General features: G+C 66.9%; 13 protein-coding genes. 7 read left to right on the top strand and 6 right to left on the bottom strand.

Features of this window, described 5'->3' with window-relative positions:
- Positions 1-188: 188 nt before the first annotated feature.
- From BLT96_RS07510 to BLT96_RS07490, 5 genes are all read left to right on the top strand, one after another.
- On the top strand, positions 189-968 hold the full coding sequence (locus BLT96_RS07510; protein WP_090863174.1) for an ABC transporter ATP-binding protein: 780 nt from the start codon (positions 189-191) through the stop codon (positions 966-968).
- A complete protein-coding gene (locus tag BLT96_RS07505) occupies positions 958-3,015 on the top strand; it encodes an FtsX-like permease family protein (protein WP_090863171.1) in 2,058 nt (685 codons plus the stop codon). Before BLT96_RS07510 ends, BLT96_RS07505 begins: the two co-directional genes overlap by 11 nt.
- A gap of 109 nt (positions 3,016-3,124) precedes the next feature.
- Complete coding sequence (locus tag BLT96_RS07500; protein ID WP_090846398.1) at positions 3,125-3,454, top strand: hypothetical protein; 330 nt, start codon at positions 3,125-3,127, stop codon at positions 3,452-3,454.
- A gap of 186 nt (positions 3,455-3,640) precedes the next feature.
- Positions 3,641-5,320 carry an energy-dependent translational throttle protein EttA gene (gene ettA / locus BLT96_RS07495; RefSeq protein ID WP_090863168.1) on the top strand — a complete coding sequence of 560 codons (1,680 nt, stop codon included), beginning with the start codon at positions 3,641-3,643 and terminating at the stop codon, positions 5,318-5,320.
- Positions 5,321-5,559: 239 nt separating this feature from the next.
- On the top strand, positions 5,560-7,860 hold the full coding sequence (locus BLT96_RS07490; protein ID WP_090863166.1) for a C69 family dipeptidase: 2,301 nt from the start codon (positions 5,560-5,562) through the stop codon (positions 7,858-7,860).
- A gap of 166 nt (positions 7,861-8,026) precedes the next feature.
- On the opposite strand, the gene BLT96_RS07485 is transcribed toward BLT96_RS07490, so the two are convergent.
- Positions 8,027-8,848, bottom strand: a complete 822-nt coding sequence (locus BLT96_RS07485; RefSeq protein WP_245719250.1) for a bifunctional hydroxymethylpyrimidine kinase/phosphomethylpyrimidine kinase — start codon at positions 8,846-8,848, stop codon at positions 8,027-8,029.
- A 288-nt stretch (positions 8,849-9,136) separates the two neighbouring features.
- Between BLT96_RS07485 and BLT96_RS07480 the strand changes: the two genes are divergently transcribed.
- Positions 9,137-10,090, top strand: a complete 954-nt coding sequence (locus BLT96_RS07480; protein ID WP_090863163.1) for an L-lactate dehydrogenase — start codon at positions 9,137-9,139, stop codon at positions 10,088-10,090.
- A 48-nt stretch (positions 10,091-10,138) separates the two neighbouring features.
- Here BLT96_RS07480 and BLT96_RS07475 read toward each other — a convergent pair whose 3' ends face one another.
- From BLT96_RS07475 to BLT96_RS10605, 5 genes are all read right to left on the bottom strand, one after another.
- Complete coding sequence (locus tag BLT96_RS07475; RefSeq protein ID WP_197674340.1) at positions 10,139-10,891, bottom strand: energy-coupling factor ABC transporter ATP-binding protein; 753 nt, start codon at positions 10,889-10,891, stop codon at positions 10,139-10,141.
- A complete protein-coding gene (locus BLT96_RS07470) occupies positions 10,892-11,734 on the bottom strand; it encodes an energy-coupling factor transporter transmembrane component T (protein WP_090864282.1) in 843 nt (280 codons plus the stop codon).
- Complete coding sequence (gene cbiM, locus BLT96_RS07465) at positions 11,727-12,782, bottom strand: cobalt transporter CbiM (RefSeq protein WP_090863159.1); 1,056 nt, start codon at positions 12,780-12,782, stop codon at positions 11,727-11,729. Before cbiM ends, BLT96_RS07470 begins: the two co-directional genes overlap by 8 nt.
- A gap of 120 nt (positions 12,783-12,902) precedes the next feature.
- Positions 12,903-14,915, bottom strand: coding sequence for a heavy metal translocating P-type ATPase (locus BLT96_RS07460; RefSeq protein ID WP_090863154.1), 2,013 nt, complete (start codon positions 14,913-14,915; stop codon positions 12,903-12,905).
- Between the two features lie 159 nt (positions 14,916-15,074).
- Positions 15,075-15,287, bottom strand: coding sequence for a (2Fe-2S)-binding protein (locus tag BLT96_RS10605; protein WP_157692194.1), 213 nt, complete (start codon positions 15,285-15,287; stop codon positions 15,075-15,077).
- A 190-nt stretch (positions 15,288-15,477) separates the two neighbouring features.
- Between BLT96_RS10605 and BLT96_RS07450 the strand changes: the two genes are divergently transcribed.
- A complete protein-coding gene (locus tag BLT96_RS07450) occupies positions 15,478-18,144 on the top strand; it encodes an ATP-dependent helicase (protein ID WP_245719249.1) in 2,667 nt (888 codons plus the stop codon).
- Positions 18,145-18,156: the final 12 nt, after the last annotated feature.

The following is an 18,156-nucleotide window of genomic DNA, read 5'->3' as shown; positions in this document are numbered from 1 at the left end:
CCGGGGCGTGCGCGTCTGGTGCGAGGCGCGCGGGCGCCTTCGCCTTGCCCAACCTTACAAGACCATAAGGTTCCCGTCACCCAGGCCTATGGCTGCCCCATGCGCGCGGTGGCACCATGAGCATGTAAACCGACGGCATGTCATGCCCAAAGACGCAACGCCGGCGCGTCCGGCAAGAGGAGAAGAACATGGAAACCGTCCTTCAGGTACACAACGTGCAGAAGTACTACGGTTCGAAGGGCCGCGGCATGGGGACCGCCATGACCAAGGCGCTCGACGGCGTGAGCTTCGACGTGCGCAAGGGGGAGTTCATCGCGATCATGGGCACGTCCGGCTCCGGCAAGTCCACCCTGCTCAACTGCATCTCCACCATCGACCGTCCCACGGCCGGCCAGATCGTGGTCGACGGCCGTGACGTCACAAGCATGAGGCAGAGGGACCTCTCGCGCTTCCGCCGCGAGCGCCTCGGCTTCGTGTTCCAGGATTCCAACCTGCTCGACACCCTCACGGGCGAGGAGAACATCGCCCTCGCGCTCACGATCAACCGCGTGAGCCCCAAAGAGATTCCCGGCCGCGTGGAGCAGGTCGCCGCCATGCTCGACGTGGCGGACGTGCTTAAGAAGTACCCGTACCAGATGTCCGGCGGCCAGCGCCAGCGCATCGCCTGCGCCCGCGCCATCGTCACCAGGCCGGCCATCGTCCTCGCGGACGAGCCCACGGGTGCGCTCGACTCCAAGAACTCGCGCCTCCTGCTCGGTAGCCTCGCAGACCTCAACCGCCAGGGCGCCACCATCCTCATGGTCACGCACGACTCGTACGCCGCCAGCTGGTCCAGCCGCGTGCTCTTCATAAAGGACGGCCGCATCTTCAACGAGCTCTCGCGTGGCGACGAGTCCCGCCAGCAGTTCTTCCAGAAGATCATGGACGTCGTGAGCTTCATGGGTGGGGAGGCGGCAGATGTACGCTAGGATCGCCCTCGGCAACGTCCGTCGCTCCATTAGGGACTTCGGCATCTACTTCCTCACGCTCGTGCTCGGCGTCGCCGTGTACTACGCGTTCAACTCCGTCACGCAACAGAGCGCGGTGCTCAGGCTTTCGGGCAACATGCGCACCCTCGTGCAGGAGCTCGGGACGATCATCAGGGGTGTCTCCATCTTCGTGGCCGTGCTCCTCGCGTTTCTCGTCCTGTTCGGCAACCGCTTCCTCATCCGCCGACGCAAGCGCGAGTTCGCCATCTACCTCACGCTCGGCATGGACCGCCGCCACGTCTCGGGCATCGTCGCCATGGAGTCGCTCGCCGTCGGCGCGGGTGCGCTCGTCGTCGGCCTCGCCGTGGGCGTCCTGCTGTCGCAGGCGCTGCTCTACGCCACGGCGCGCCTGTTCAACACCCACGTCACGGGCTTCGGCCTCATGTTCAGCGGACAGGCCTGCGCCTACACCGTCATGAGCTTCGCCATCATCTTCCTCGTCGTCGGTGCCCTCAACGTGTTCGAGGTCTCGCGCTTCAGGCTCATCGACCTCATGAACGCGGACCGCAAGGGCGAGAAGAGCCTCGTCCGCAACCTGCCGCTCTCCGTCGCACTGTTCGTCGTCTCGCTCGCGCTCATCGGCGTCGCGTACCACGAGCTGCGCGTGAACGGCATGTACGCGATCGACTGGCGCTTCAACCTCGCGACCGCCCTCGTCAGCGTGGGCACGTTCCTGCTGTTCTTCAGCGTCTCCGGCTTCCTGCTTCGCCTGGGCCAGTCCGCCCGTGGCTTCTACCTGCGCGGCCTCAACATGTTTGCGCTCCGCCAGCTCTCCAGCCGCGTCAACAGCGCCTGGGTCTCCATATCCATCGTGTGCGCCGCGCTGTTTCTGGCCATAACGTCAACGTGCGGTGGCTTTGCCATCGTCAGCTCCATCAACCAGAGCGTGAGCGCCATCACCCACTACGACGTGAGCGTCGCCATGTACTCCACCGCCCAGACCTCGCATGCTTCCGATGCCGACGACGTCAGCGGCAGCGGGAAGGAGGCGCTCCTCAAGGCCTCCGTCCCAGACTGGGACTCCCTCGTCGCGGACTCCGCCCGCATCGACCTCTACCAGGACCCCAGCATGCGCCTGAACCTCAAGACGCTGCGCGGAGACACCGGGGTCGAGCTTCCGGACAGCTTCGCGAAGTACACCAACGGCCTGGACAAGGTCCCCATCTACGTCGTCTCGCTCTCGCAGTACAACGCGACCCTCGCCCTGCGCGGCGACAAGCCGGCCACCCTCAAGGCAAACGAGGCCCTCGTGACCACGGACATGAACAACATGGTCGGCTTCTGGCAGCGCGTCGCCCTCAAGCGCGGGAGCTTCGACTTCCTCGGCACCGCCCTGCGCCTGCGCGCACGCAGCACCACGATGGAGTACCAGAACTCCGTCAACACCAGCGTGGGCACGATCGTCGTGCCGGATGCCGCGCTCGAGTCCAAGCGCGCCCAGCTCGAGCCCCTCTCCTCCCTCCTCAACGTGAAGACAGCAGGCTCCCGGGCGGAGGCCCGCCTCTACAAGGAGGTCGTGAAGGCGCACCAGCCGGGCCTGCTGTTTGCGGCAGGGTCCAAGTCCACGGCAAAGGAGGAGGTCGTCGGCCTCACCGCGATCGTCGGCTACCTCGCGCTCTACATCGGCTTCGTCCTGTTCGTCAGCTGCGCGGCGATCCTCGCCATCCAGCAGCTCAGCGACGTGGCGGAAAGCGCGCCCCGCTATCGGGTGCTCTTCGACCTCGGCGCCGAGCGCAGCATGGTCAACCACGCCATCCTCGCGCAGATCGCCACGTACTTCCTGTTCCCGCTCGTCGTGGCGCTCGCGCACTCCTACGTGGCGCTCGGCGTCCTCGGAGGCGTCATCAAGAGCCTGGGCGTGCTCGACTTCCTGCGTCCCCTCGGCGTCACCATGGCCATCGTGCTCGTACTGTACGGAGGCTACTTCCTCCTCACGTACGGTATGGCGCGCGGCGTCATAGGCGAGAAGGCCCGGCGTCGCGAGTAGCCGCCCTCCCATGGGTTTTGCGCATCCGCGGTCGGAGCGTCCCGTGCGCGCCGGCCGCGGATTGCTGTAGCATTCCTAGGGAAAGCGCAATCTGGGAAAGGCGGTCGGCATGCCTGGTGGCAGGAGCTTCGTGTGGCAGGGCAAGCGTCTGATGGGCGAGGTCACGCGTCTGGACGACGACGGTACCGAGTACGTGGTCACGAGCGGTGGGCGCATCTTCACCGGCAACCCGCGGATCGGGTACGTGCCCATGGAGGAGGAAGAGGACCCGAAGTCCGTGGCAGAGGGCCTCGGCGACGTGGCCAACAACATGACGGACCTCTCCGGCGTCCAGGACAACATGCGCCGCTTCGGCACCAAGGGCTACCTCATGCGCGTCGCCCTCGTCCTTCTCGTCATCATGGTCGTGCTGCTCGTGCTGCGCCTCATCATGGGATAACGCCCGCGCCAAGGTGGGCGCCACCTTCGCCGCGGCGACGGCTCGTGCGCGACGGGGGAGCAGGGAAGAAGAATTGGTGGTCGCGTCGCGGAGCCGTGGCGCGGCCCCTTTCTTGTGCGCGGGGCGTATGGGATACTGGCAGGACTCAACCCGCAGGCGCTCTCGCGCCAGATAGGAGCAAGACAGATGGCAGAGTTCATCTACCAGATGGAGAAGGTCCGCAAGGCGTTCGACGGCAAGGTCATCCTGGACGACGTGACCATGGGCTTCTTCCCCGGCGCCAAGATCGGCGTCGTGGGCCCCAACGGCATGGGCAAGTCCACGCTGCTGAAGATCATGGCCGGGATCGAGGACATCAGCAACGGCGAGGCGCGCCTCTCGCCCGGCTACTCCGTGGGCATCCTGCTGCAGGAGCCGCCGCTGGACGATACCAAGACCGTGAAGCAGAACATCGAGATGGCGTTTGGCGACGTGATCGCCAAGGTCAACCGCTTCAACCAGATTGGCGAGGAGATGGGCGACCCCGACGCGGACTTCGACGCGCTCATGGCCGAGATGGGCGAGCTCCAGAACCAGATCGACACCGCGAACGGCTGGGACATCGACAGCCAGCTCTCGCAGGCAATGGACGCGCTGCAGTGCCCCGACGGCGACGAGTCCGTCGAGCACCTCTCCGGCGGGGAGCGCCGTCGCGTCGCGCTGTGCAAGCTGCTGCTCGAGGCGCCGGACCTGCTGCTTCTGGACGAGCCCACCAACCACCTGGACGCGGAGTCCGTGCTGTGGCTGGAGCAGTTCCTCAAGAACTACCAGGGCGCCGTGCTCGCCGTCACGCACGACCGCTACTTCCTGGACAACGTGGCGGAGTGGATCTGCGAGGTCGATCGCGGCACGCTGTACCCGTACAAGGGCAACTACTCCACGTACCTGGAGACGAAGTCCGCCCGCCTGGAGATGGAGTCCAAGCAGAACGCGAAGCGTGCGAAGAAGATGCGTGACGAGCTTGCGTGGGTGCGCAGCTCGCAGAAGGCCCGCCAGGCGAAGAGCAAGGCCCGCCTCGCCGCGTACGAGGAGATGGAGGCCGCGGCGGCGCGCGCCGAGAAGGTCGACTACACCGACATCCACCTTCCCGTGGGTCCGCGCCTGGGCAACAAGGTGCTGGAGGCAAACCACCTGCACAAGGCCTTTGGCGACCGCGTCCTCATAGACGATCTGAGCTTCAGCCTCCCGCGCAACGGCATCGTGGGCGTCATCGGCCCCAACGGCGTGGGCAAGTCGACCCTGTTCAAGATGATCGTGGGGCAGGAGCCCGTGAGCTCCGGCTCGCTCGAGTTGGGCGAGACGGTGAAGCTCTCCTACGTGGACCAGAACCGCGAGGGGCTCGACCCGCAGAAGACGGTGTGGGAGGTCGTGAGCGGCGGCAACGACTACATCACCGTGGGTAAGCAGGAGATTCCGAGCCGCGCGTACGTAAGCGCGTTCGGCTTCAAGGGAACCGACCAGCAGAAGCGCGCCGGCGTGCTTTCCGGCGGCGAGAGGAACAGGCTGAACCTGGCCCTGACCCTGCGCCAGGGCGGAAACCTGGTGCTCCTTGACGAGCCGACGAACGACCTCGACACCGAGACCCTGGAGAGCCTGGAGGAGGCGCTCTTGGAGTTTCCCGGCTGCTGCGTGATTACGAGCCACGACCGCTGGTTCATGGACCGCATCTGCACGCACATCCTTGCGTGGGAGGGAACGGACGAGAACCCCGGCGCGTGGCACTGGTTCGAGGGCAACTTCGAGGACTACCAGAAGGACCGCGTGAAGCGCCTGGGACCCGACCTCTCCAAGCCGCACCGCCTGCACCGCAAGCTGACGCGCGACTAGGGGGCGCCCGCGGCGCGCCCGCTTGGGATATTGCATAGACCTGCTGTTTAGGACCTGCCTCGCAAGCACGCGCGGCAGGTCCTTCTCGTTAAATTATTTAATTTTTTCCGCTTACCGTCCGTATTGTGTCGCACGCGTTTAAGCCGCTTTACAGGAAGTTCGTACCGTGGGACGATGCATCTGCTGGTTATAACGTCTGGCGCGATGCCGTATCGTGCCACAAGAATCGGGGAGGCTTTATGAGAAGGACCCATCCAGGGTTGCTCGGTCGCTTCACGCGCTTCGGACGTGCGATGACCGTGGCCGCCGCCATCGTGATGGCAATGCCCACGGGCGCGCTTGCGTGCACCCAGATCTACATGGGCAAGGGCGTCACGGACACCGGCGACACCTACGTCGGCCGCTCGGAGGACTACGCGAACCGCCATCCCAAGGCATTCGGCATCCAGGAGCCGCGCGAGAACCCCACGTTTAAATCCGGTGAGTCAACCTTTACGTGGACATATTCGGGCGGACAGACGTTTCGTCATACGTATGTTCGTGATACCCCCAGCGGATGGGGAGATACTGACGCGTACTCCGAGGCCGGCACCAACGAGAAGGGCGTGAGCGTCTCTGCTACACTGACCACGGATTACAACGACAAGATTGCCGAAAAGGATCCTTGCGGCGCTTATTATGACGATAAGGGCAATGCCATTGCCGAAAAATCAACCGGCATCGGCGAGTACACGATTCCCGACGTCGTGCTGGGTTGCGCGGACACAGCGCGCAACGGCGTTAAGCTGCTGGGCAAGATCATCGACGAGAATGGCAGCTACGACTGCAACCAGATCATCATCGCGGACAGCGCCGAGACTTGGGTCTTCATGCAGCTCTCCGGACACCAGTGGTGCGCCGTCAACCTGACGGCCGTCGCGCCGGACAAGGTCTCCGTGAACCCGAACATGAGCAACCTGAAGTTCGACGTGGACCTTGAAAACGAGGACGTCTGCCTGCACTCTGCCGACCTGGAGAAGGTTGCGAAGGACGCCCACACCGCCGAGTACTTCGACGACGGCCGGCTGGACGTCGCCACGTCCTACGGCAAGGACGAGAGCGCCGGGCAGAACACCCGCTATGCCCAGGGCCGCGCGTACTTTGGCAACCCCCTTGCGGACGGCACGTACACGAAGGACCTCACCACTACCTCCGACTGGCAGGGCGTGACCTCGATCTCTGACCCGGAGCTGCTCTTTGCCCCGTCCGGCCAGGTGAGTCTGTTCCAGGCGCTGCGCTCCTACGCCGCCCGCGGCGAGCAGACGAGCGACCTGAACGCGAATACCAACTCCAAGCTGTATGCCATCGGCAACAACCGCACGGTCGAGACCCACATGTTCCAGATCAGGAGCGGCCTCACCTCTGACATCGCGACCGTCCAGTGGGAGGCGCTGTCCCGCGCCGAGTTCAGCGTCGCCGTGCCCGTGTACTCCGCGCTGCTGACGAAGGTGGACACGACCATCTATCCCGAGGTTGACAAGTGGGACGAGTCCCACACCGGCGACGCCCACGAGAGGGACAACGTCAAGGGCGCCCTCGATGCGTCGACCGACAACGGCTCGCTCGACTACGTGCTGATGGACATCAACACGCTTGCGTACAACAACCGCGAAAAGCTCGCCGTTCCCACCCGTGCCTACCTGGACGCCCTGCAGAAGGAGCTCATCTCGCAGCAGGCAACCGTGGACGACATCATGAAGCAGACGCCCGCCAAGGATCGCTCCGACCTTGCGAACAAGCTCTTCGAGCAGGCAAGCAAGGAGACCTACGCCAAGACGAAGGCGCTCCTGGACGAGATGCGCACCTACGTGAACGGTGGCATGAAGGGCGACTTCGTCCCGAGCGACCTCGATGCCGCTAAGGGCGACCTGAAGACCCCGATTCGCTATGCAACCGCGTTCTTCGCTCCCCAGATTAGCGAGCAGCCGCAGGGCGCCACGTACGAGAAGGGCGACAAGGCCGCCGACCTCAAGGTGACCGCCACCATCCCCGACGGCGTCGCCGGCTCCGACCAGTACCTGACCTACAAGTGGACCGCCGAGTCCGACACCGCCGACGCCTCCGCGAAGGCCACGGCAGCAGCGAAGCCGATGGCCCGCGCCGCCGCACCCGGCACGGCAAGCCAGAGCTCCACGATCCCCGTGGACACCTCCAAGGTGGGAACGACCACCTACACGTGCACCGTCACGAACAGCGTGAACGGCGAGTCCGTCACGTCCGAGGCCGCCACGATCACGGTGAAGGAGAAGCAGCCGGCGCCGAAGCCCGACGACAAGCCGAGCACGGATGACAAGGGCAACAACGCCAACGCCGGTAACGGCAACAACGCCAACGCCAACGGTGGCACCGCGCCCAGCAAGAAGAGCCCGGCCAAGGCCGCGCCTGGCAGGCTCGTCTCTACGGGCGACACCAACAACGCGATGGTTCCCGTCGCGATTGCCATCGCCGGCGTCGCGATCGTGGTCATCGCCCTCGTGGTGCGCAAGCGCAACCGCGAGTAGCGGTACGCGACAAGGGGAAGGCCTCCTGACACGGTAAGACGGCGGCCCCGGAGTTCACGCTCCGGGGCCGCTTTTGCGTGCCTCTCCGCCAGGGTTCTAGCCAAGGGGTCGCGCTCTTCTCGCCCGGCGCCAGTGCCGGCGCCAGCGGAGCCAGTCCATCGCGGGGCTAGTCCAGCGCGTCCAGGCAGGTCTCGATGGGGATGCCGCGCGACTTGTCCTCCTGGTACTGGTTGCGCACGATGAGCTTGCGCACCGCCTCCATCGCGCGCGACGTGGCCTGGGCCAGCGGCATGCCGCGCAGCACGTGGCCGATCATGACGGACGAGAATATGTCGCCCGTGCCGGGGAAGTACACGTCCACCATCTGGATGGGTAGGGCGAAGCGCTCGCCGAGCAGGTGGTCGTACCCAAGCACCATGGGGCGGCCCTCTACGAGGGCGCTTGTGATCACGACGGAGCGTGCTCCGATCTTGCGGATGCCGTCCACGAGCCGGTCCGCCTCTGGGCGAGAAACGCCGCGCTCAAGGTCGACGGGGGTATCCGTGAGCAGGCAGGCCTCGGTGTAGTTGGGCACGGTGCAGTCCGCGAGCGAGACGAGCCTGCGCATGAGGCCGATGGTGGTCTTGGGGACGCCGGCGTACAGGCGGCCTTGGTCCGCCATGATGGGGTCCACGAAGATGCGCGTGCCCTTGGCGGCGTGGCGCTCGCAGAAATCTGCGATGATGCGGGACTCCTCCTCGCTCTGGATGAAGCCGGTCGAGATCGCATCGAACGTGAAGCCAAGCTCGTCCCAGATGGGGAGCGTGTTGCGGACGTACTCCGTGCAGTCCTGGATGTAGAACTTGGGGTAGTTGAGCGTGTCCGAGACCAGCGCCGTCGGCAGGTTGTGGATGCGATATCCCATGTGGGTGAGCACGGGCAGCATGGCGGCGAGCGCCACCTTGCCGTAGCCGCACATGTCGTTGATGAGCAGGATCTGGTCTTCCACGACCGGCCCTCCCTTCGCGGGTTGCAAACTTGCACCAGCATACGGCAAGTTGGGGCGCCACGCGAAACGTTCGCAGAACGGGCAGGTTGGTGCCTGATACGGGCCGTAGCTGGTACCGAACGCCCCTCTCGTGGTGCAAAGGCGCGTCGCCGCATGTGTTGTCGGTGAGACGTTCGCCACGTGCCGTGCCCGCGCCCGGGCGTTTGTGCAAGCATGACAGGTGTTGTGCCGTCGCGTCTGCGGCCGCGGCGGCAGGTGTGTGAACCAACCAAGAGAAGCGAGGTACACATGAGCTTCAGGAACTCTAAGGTCGTAATCGTCGGCGCGGGAAACGTGGGCTCCACCACCGCGTTCAGCATCGTGAGCCAGGGGCTGTGCGAGGACGTCTGCCTGATCGACATCAACAAGGAGGTCGCCGAGGGACAGGCGCTGGACATGCAGGACGCCGTGTACTTCATGAACCGCAACATGAGGGTGCACGCGGGCGGCTACGAGGAGTGCTCCGACGCCGACATCGTGGTCATCACGGCCGCGGCGCCCATGCCGAAGGACTCCAACGACCGCCTGGAGATGCTGAGGCCCAGCCTGCACGTGGTGCGCGAGGTGGTGCAGAGCGTGATGGCCTCCGGCTTCAACGGCATCTTCGTGGTGGTGTCGAACCCCGTGGACATCATGACCTACTACACGTGGCGCGTGAGCGGGCTTCCCGCGGAGCGCGTGATCGGCTCTGGCACCAACCTGGACACGGCGCGCCTGTGCCGCGCGCTGTCGCAGATGTACGATCTGTCGCCCGCGAGCGTTGAGGCGTTCGTGCTGGGCGAGCACGGTGATTCCGAAATCGTGAGCTGGAACAGCGCGACCATAGGCGGCAAGCGCGTGGACGACGTCCTGCGCGACAACGCCCCGCGCACGCGCGGCACTACCCGCGAGGACCTGCGCAAGCGCACGGTCCAGGCCGGCTGGGACGTGTTCAGCCGCAAGGGCAACACCTGCTACGGCATCGGGGCGAGCGTGACGGCCATCGCGAAGTCCATCCTCCTGGACGAGAAGAGCATCATGCCGGTGTCCGTGCGCGTCGACGGCATGTACGGCCTCAACGGCACGTACCTCTCCGTCCCGGCGATCCTGGACCACACCGGCGTGAAGGAAATTGTGGAGATCGACCTGCAGGAGGACGAGCTGGCGGCGCTGCACAAGTCCGCCGAGCTGCTGAGCTCGTTCTACGGAAAGCTCGACGCGTAGGGCGGCGCGGGAGGGCGCTCGCGGGCGTCGCCTCGGCGCTCGCGAGCACTACTCGTTCACGTGCACGTGGGGCCGGTCGGCGTATCCGTGGAAGTCGCCCATGTACACGAAGTAGTCCGCGAGCTCGTCCGCAAGGGACTGGTCGTGCGTCGCCACCACCAGGGTCTTCCCGGCATGCTTCAGCTGCTTCAGAAACCCCAGCAGCCACTCCTGCGTGCGAGCGTCCAGCGCGGCCATCGGCTCGTCCAGGCACAGCACCTCGGGGTTCATGGCCAGTACGCTCGCGATGGCCACCTTCTTCTTCTCACCGCCGGAAAGGTTGTACGGCGCGCGCCCACGCAGGTGCCCAATGCCCAGAAGCCCCAGGCAGTCGTCCACGCGCGCAGAGACCTCCTTCGCGGAGAGCCCCATCTGCGACGGTCCAAACGCCACCTCGTCCTCCACGCTCGCCGTAAAGAGCATGCTGTCGCTGTCCTGGAAGATGAACCCCACGCGCTGGTGCAGCCGGCGGCTGAACTCCGGGTCGCGCATGGAGGCCGCGTCCACCACCCGCCCGTCAAAGCGGTACGTCCCCACCTGCGGGTGCACCAGCCCGCTCATCGCGCGCAGCAGCGTGGACTTCCCCGAGCCGTTGTCGCCCATCAGCACCACGGAGTCGCCCGCGTCGATCTCAAGGTCGATGTGGCGCAGCACGGGCACGTCGTCGTAGGCAAAGCAGAAGTCGTCAAAGCGCATGAGCGCCGGTCGCGCGCCCGCTGCGTGCGGGTGGTGGAGGCGCTGTGGGTGAACGTAGGGATGCATCTAGACCAGTCCTTGCAGATAGATGAAGAGGGCGAGAAGAACCGCCGTTCCCAGCAGCCACGCGCAGTCGACCGCGCGCTGGTGCGGACGGCGCCTCTCGGGCGCCACGTCGTAGGAGCCGTCGAAGCCGCGGCACGCCATCGCGTCCGCCGTCTCGGCCGCGGACCTGCCGGCCTTCAGCAAGAGCACGCCGCCGACGCCTCCGATGGAAGACCTCTTGTCGTGGTCGCGGCCCACGCTCCTCAGGCGCAGGGCGCACAGCACCTCCTCGGCCACGCGGCCCAGGTCCACAATGCTCCGTAGCGCAAGGTCAAGCGTCAGCACGGCCGTGGCCGGCACGCGCAGCGTGCGCAGGGCGCGCGTCAGCGCACCTGCGGGCGTGCCGAGCGTCACCTCCATGGCGATGGCGGTCGTCACCAGGGCCTTCGTGCCCAAGAGCACCGCGGAGTGCGCCTGCCCCAACAGCGTCGCCGGCAGCATGACAACAAACGTGAGCGCCGCCGCAACGCCGGCCACCGCGGCCGTGCGTCTCAGGGCCCGGGCGGGCAAGAGCGCGGCACGCACAAGGGCAAGCGCCAGCGCCACCAGCACAAAGGCGTAGTTTTGGCTGAGCGAGGTCAGCAGGATCATCGCAAGCCCCAGTACAAGCTTCAGCGGGGCGGAGGGGCTCAGTGGTCCTGCCTGACCATCGTCCAGGCGCATCCGCGCGAGTACGCCCGCCATGCCCAGCATGCTCTTCGCCACGAAGTTGCCCCGCTCCCGTGGCGGCTCGTACTCCTCGTCGCGCGTGAGCCATGTGGGAAGCCCGGCCTGCCCCGCGTCTTGCCCGTCGCCGCTAGCCATCGTGGCGCGGCCCAAAGTCAACGCGGGAAGACGCGCCCGCGCCAAGCAGCCTGAACGCAACGAGCAGAGCGCCCACGCCGATCGCGGCGCTCAGCACGTAGCCCAGCCACGACGGCAGCGCCCCCAGGGAGTAGTCAGGCATGAGCGACGCCCACTCCCATCCGTGCGCCATTCCGGCGGGGGTGTAGCCCACCTGCGCGGCAAGGTCTGCCGTGGACCACTCGCCCCAGGCGTCGCCCGTGGCCAGAAGTCCAAGCGGCGTCAGCACGGCAAGTGCCGCCACCAGTGCCAGCACGGGACGCGCCGCGCGCACCGGTGTGGCCTGCACGCCGTCGCCGGCAAGGCCTCCCAGGCCAAAGCCCGGCGCCACCCTGCGAACGAACGCCAGGATGCCAACCGTGAACACCACCTCCGCGGCGCCCCACACGGTCAGGTGCCCCACAAGCATGGCCGGAACGGACACCCACAGCGGGTACGGGCAGTACAGCGCGCGTCCCGCCGCGTCAGAAAACAGCAGCGGCTGCACGCCAAACTCGATGGCGGCGCACAGGGCGGCGGCGTTGATGCCAACGTAGGAGCCCACGCCGGCCGCAACAAGCTCCCGTCCCAGGCCTGGGCGTCCCGAGCCCGCCCTCGCGCCGGTGTGCCGTCCTTCTCGCCCGCGCACCAGGCCGTACACGGCGTACCCGCACATCGGCAGCACAAACGCCATGTTGAAGCAGTTCGCCGGAAGCGCCAGGATGCCGCCGTCGCCAAACATCACGGCCTGGATCGCCAGCGCGATGCTTATGGCAAGCGTCGCCGCCCACGGGCCAAACAGGATCGCCACCAGCGTTCCCGCCACGGCGTGGCCGGTGGTGCCGCCGGGCAGCGGGATGTTGAACATCATGGCCAGAAAGCAGAACGCGGCAGCCACGCCCACGAGCGGCATCTTCTGGCGCGGCACCTCCTCGCGCACGTGGCGCACGGCGCGCATCCATATGGGCACCATGGCAACGGCGAACACGCCGCAGGTGGATGGGCTCAGGTAGTTCTCCGGAATGTGCATGGCGCTCCTTCGGGGCGGGTGGTCGGTGGCGTGCGCTGCGTCGTGCGGCGCGTTAGGCCATTCTAGCGCGAGCGCCCGCCGCGCGGCTATCATGGGTCCAGGCACGCTCTGCCGTCGCCGCTACCTCAGCGCGCGCGTCGCGTTCAGCACGCACAGCACCATCACGCCCACGTCGCCAAAGACCGCAAGCCACATGGGGGCCAGGCCCACGGCGGCCAGCGCCAGTATCGCGACCTTCACTGCCACCGCGAACACGATGTTCTGGCGGGCAATCCGCAGCGTGCGCCGGGCGATGCGCATGGCGACTGCCACGTTCGACGGCTTGTCGTCCATCAGCACCACGTCCGCGGCCTCGATGGCGGCGTCAGACCCCATGGCGCCCATGGCAATGCCCACGTCCGCGCGGGCAAGCACGGGGGCGTCGTTTATGCCGTCGCCCACAAACGCAAGGGTCGCGTCCTCCTCGCGGGAGTCCATCAGGCCCTCCACCTGGTCGAGCTTGTCCTCGGGCAGAAGCTCAGCGTGGAACTCGTCGATGCCAAGCTCGCGCGCCACCATCTCTGCCGTCACCTCGCGGTCGCCCGTCAGCATGACGGTGCGGCGCACGCCCAGCTCCCTCAGCGCGCGGATGGCCTCCGCCGCGTCCGGCTTCACCTCGTCCGCAACGTGCACGTGCCCGGCGTACGCGCCGTCCACGGCAACGTGCACCACCGATCCGCCCAGCGTGTGGCAGGTCTCCGGCGTGGCACCCACCTCGCGCATCAGGGCTGCGTTGCCCACGGCCACGCGATGCCCGTTCACCGTCGCAACCACGCCGTGGCCGGCCTCCTCCGTCACGTCGCTCACGACGCAGTCGTCATCGTCCAGCGGAAACGCCAGTCTGAGCGCCGCCGCGATCGGGTGGGTGGAGTTCGCCTCCACGTGCGCGGCCAGGTGCAAAAGCTCCTCGTCCGTCATGTTTGACGGATGCACCTGTGTCACCTTGAACGTCCCCTTCGTGAGCGTGCCCGTCTTGTCGAACACCACGGTCTGCGCCTTCGCGAGCGCCTCCAGGTAGTTGGAGCCCTTCACCAGGATGCCGCGGCGCGACGCCCCGCCAATCCCGCCAAAGAACGTCAGCGGTACCGAAAGCACCAGCGCGCACGGGCAGCTCACCACCAAAAACGTGAGTGCGCGCAGTACCCACGTGGGAAGCGCCGCCGCAAAGTCGGGCGAGAAGATCGGCGGCACCAGCGCGACGGCCATGGCCAGGTACACCACGACCGGGGTGTACACCCGTGCAAAGCGCTTGATGAAGTTCTCGGAGCGCGACTTGCTGCGGCTCGCGTTCTGCACCAGGTCGATGATCCTGCTCGCCGTGGACTCGCCAAAGCCCCTCGTCACGCGCACGCGCAGAAGCCCCGTCAGGTTCACGCAGCCGGACGCCACGTCGTCTCCCACGCCGGCGTCGCGCGGCACGCTCTCGCCGGTCAGGGCCACGGTGTCAAGGCTCGTCTGGCCCTCGATCACAACGCCGTCCAGCGCGATCTTCTCGCCCGGGCGCACCACCATGACGTCGCCCACCGCAACGTCGCCTGGGTCTGCGGCCACTACCTCGCCGTCGCGCTCCACGTACGCCACGTCGGGGCGAATCTGCATCAGCTCGCGGATGGAGCGGCGCGAGCTCTCCTCCGCCATGCCCTCGAACAGCTCTCCCACCTGGAAGAAGAGCATCACGAACACCGCCTCCGCAAACTGTGGTTCGCCGCCCGGCACAAAGCCAATGAGCAGCGCGCCCAGCGTCGCGACGGACATGAGGAAGTCCTCGTCAAACGGGCGGCGCTCCGCGATGGACTCCGCGGCCTCGCGCAGCACGCCCCAGCCCGCCACCAGGTAGGCGGGCAGGTAGGTGACGAGCTGGGCCCACAGCGGCAGCGCGGCCGCGCGGTTTACGACGACGGCCACCACCAGAAGCACCGCGGACGCGCAGATCTTCTTCCGCAGGACGGAGGGGTCCTCGTCGTCATCATCGTCATCGCTGTCGACGTCGGCATCGCCCGAGCAGCAGCCGCACGACGCGTCGCGCTCGGCCTCGTCTTCGTCGCGGTGGCGGCAGGAATCGTCCTCTGTGGAAGAGCAGCACTTGCAGGACATGGCACATCCTTCCTCGCAGTGCGCGCGGGTGTCGCGCACAAGACTTGAACACATGAGCAGACATTCATAACTACTGGTGAAAGTGTTGCATCTACCCACTCGGTTGTCAAGTTCGGCAAGGTGAGAAACACTGTATGACGGCGCGCGGCACCGCGGGCGCTACAGGGGGAGGGAGCCGTCCTTCTCGGCCCCGAGCTCCTCCAGAAAGTCGCGCACCACGAAGTCCAGCGCCTCGCGGCACCGCCCGCAGCCCGTGCCCGCGCCCGTGGCGGCCGACACCTCTTCCGCCGTGGTGGCGCCGGCGCGCATGGCCGCCATGATGTCCGCATACGTCACGTCGCGGCAGTTGCAGAACGTCTTCGTCATCTTCATGCGGGCTCCCGTCCGTCGCGTGCCTGGCGCGCCGGGCCCCTGCGGCTGGCGCGTGGTTGGGGACATGATAGCGAACGCAGCCGCGGACGGGCGGCGGCAAATCGTGCGGAGGTATTCCGCAGGGTGGGATTCGTGTCGCCCGGCTGCGCTAGACTCATTCAGGACAAACAAGAGGCTGGAGGAGAAGTACATGCCCCAAGACGTGCAACAATCGCTCTTTTCGCTGATGGGAGGCCCTGCGGGCCAGGGCTCGCCCGCGCCTGCGCCGGAGGAGGTGCCGCTCGACGCGTACGGCGACGTGACCGCGCAGGACGGCGTTTCAGACGGCGCCGCCTGGGCACCCGCGGACTACGTTCCCGCCGACGGTCCCGCGCCCGTACCCCAGGCGCCCGCGCGCCCGAGCGTCGACCTGGACGGCCTCAACCCCGCGCAGCGCAGGGCGGCGGAGTGCACGCGCGGCCCGCTTCTGGTGCTTGCCGGCGCGGGCTCTGGTAAGACGCGCGTGCTCACGTACCGCATCGCTCACATGATCGCGGACGAGGGCGTGCGCCCGTGGCAGGTGCTGGCCATCACGTTCACCAACAAGGCTGCGGCCGAGATGCGCGAGCGCCTGGGCAAGGTGCTGCCCGGCGGCACGCGCGGCATGTGGATCTGCACGTTCCACGCCATGTGCGTGCGCATGCTGCGCGAGGACGCCGACCTTCTGGGCTACAAGCCAAACTTCACGATCTACGACGACGACGACTCGAAGCGCCTGGTCAAGAGCATCATGAGCGACCTCGACCTCGACTCGAAGCAGTGCCCGCTGCCGGCGGTGCGCTCCAAGATAAGCCAGGCGAAGAACGCCCTCGTGTCTGCGGAGGAGATGTCCTCGCAGGCGCAGTCGCCCGTGGAGCGCGCCGCGGCCCGCGTGTACGCGGAGCTCGACCGGCGCCTGGCCCGCGCGAACGCGATGGACTTCGACGACCTGCTGGTAAAGACGTTCGAGCTCCTGAGCAAGGAGCCGGAGGTGCTCGACCGCTACCAGGAGCGCTTCCGCCAGATCAGCGTGGACGAGTACCAGGATACGAACGCCGTGCAGTACGCGATCACGAACCTGCTTGCGAAGAAGTACCGCAACCTCATGGTCGTGGGCGACGACGACCAGTCCATCTATAGCTGGCGTGGCGCGGACATCAAGAACATCCTGAGCTTCCGAAAGGACTACCCGGACGCCGAGGTGGTGAAGCTTGAGCAGAACTACCGCTCGACCGGCCACATCCTGAACGCCGCGAACGCCGTGGTGCGCAACAACTCGCGCCGCGAGCAGAAGCGCCTGTTCACGGACCGCGGCGACGGCGAAAAGATCGAGGTGTTCCAGGCCGCGGACGAGCGCGACGAGGGGCGCTGGATCGGCAGCGAGATAGAGAAGCTGCACGACCGCGGCACGAGCTACGACGACGTCGCCGTGTTCTATCGCACGAACGCGCAGTCGCGCACGCTCGAGGACATGTTCCTGCGCGCGGGCGTGCCGTACAAGATCGTGGGCGGCACGCGCTTCTTCGACCGCGCGGAGATCCGCGACGTTATGGCCTACCTCAAGCTGGTCGTGAACCCGGACGACGACGTCAGCGCGCTGCGCGTCATCAACACGCCGCGCCGCGGGCTGGGGACGACGTCCGTCAACCGCATCCGCGCCTATGCCGCCGAGCGGGGTATATCGTTCTTCTCGGCCGCGGAGGCGTGCGTCACGGAGCCGGGCGTCCTGAGCGCGAAGGCCAGAAACGCGCTCGCCGGCTTCACGAACGCGATCGAGGCGGCGCGCCACTTTGACGGCGACCTGGCGGACGTGGTGCAGATGATCATCGACCGCACCGGGCTGATCCAGGCACTCGAGGCGGAGCAGACCATGGAGGCCGACGGCAGGGTAGAGAACATCAAGGAGTTCTTTGGCGTCGCGCAGGAGTTCGACGAGACGCACGAGGACGCGGCGGCGACGCTCGAGAGCCTGGAGCAGCTGCGCGAGGCCGGCGCGCTCGACGGCGGCGCAGCCGCTGCGCCGGCGGCGGGGGCAGCGGCGCAGGGCGCGGGCGGACTTCCGCCGGTGGCGGCCGAGAAGCTCCCCGCGTTCATGGAGTGGCTGGCCCTGAGGAGTGACCTCGACTCGCTTGCGGGGCAGTCGAGCGCCATCACGATGATGACGATCCACTCCGCCAAGGGCCTGGAGTTTCCCGTGGTGTTCGTGGCCGGCATGGAGGAGGGCATCTTCCCGCACCGCGCGCACGAGGGCGACGCGGAGTCCATCGAGGAGGAGCGCCGCCTTGCGTACGTGGCCATCACGCGCGCGGAGAGGCGGCTGTACCTAACGTACGCCGTGACGCGCCGCATGTTTGGCTCCGTGCAGACAAACCCGTGCAGCCGCTTTTTGAACGAGATCCCGGCCGAGGACGTGAACGCCATCGGCGTGGGGTCGTCCGGCTTCTCTGGCGTGGGATGGGAGAAGCGCGGCGACCGTCACGGCACGTACGGATCGGGCCGCGGCTCCGAGGTGTACGGGGGCCACGTGTTCGGCAGCCACACGCGCTCGACCGGCGGCGCGCGTCCGAGCGGCACCGCGGCCCCCAGCTGGCCGGGTCGCCCGATTGGCGGTGCGTCCGCGGGCATGGGGGCAGGCTCTTCTCGCCCGGCGGCAGCGCCCGTGCGCGACCGCAAGAAGGCGGAGGAGACGTTTGCTCCCGGTGACCAGGTGTCGCACAAGACGTTTGGGCCCGGCATCGTGAAGGAGGCCTCCGGCGACACCATCACCGTGTACTTCACGAGGACCGGCAAGACGAAGAAGCTTATGAAGGGCTTCGCGCCCATCGTGAAGATAGGCTAGCGGGAGGTTGCG

It is taken from the genome of Parafannyhessea umbonata (assembly GCF_900105025.1).
In the GTDB taxonomy this organism is placed as follows: Bacteria; Actinomycetota; Coriobacteriia; order Coriobacteriales; family Atopobiaceae; genus Parafannyhessea; species Parafannyhessea umbonata.
The sequence above is the reverse complement of the archived record's forward strand: the minus strand, read 5'-3'. Positions and strand labels throughout refer to the sequence as shown.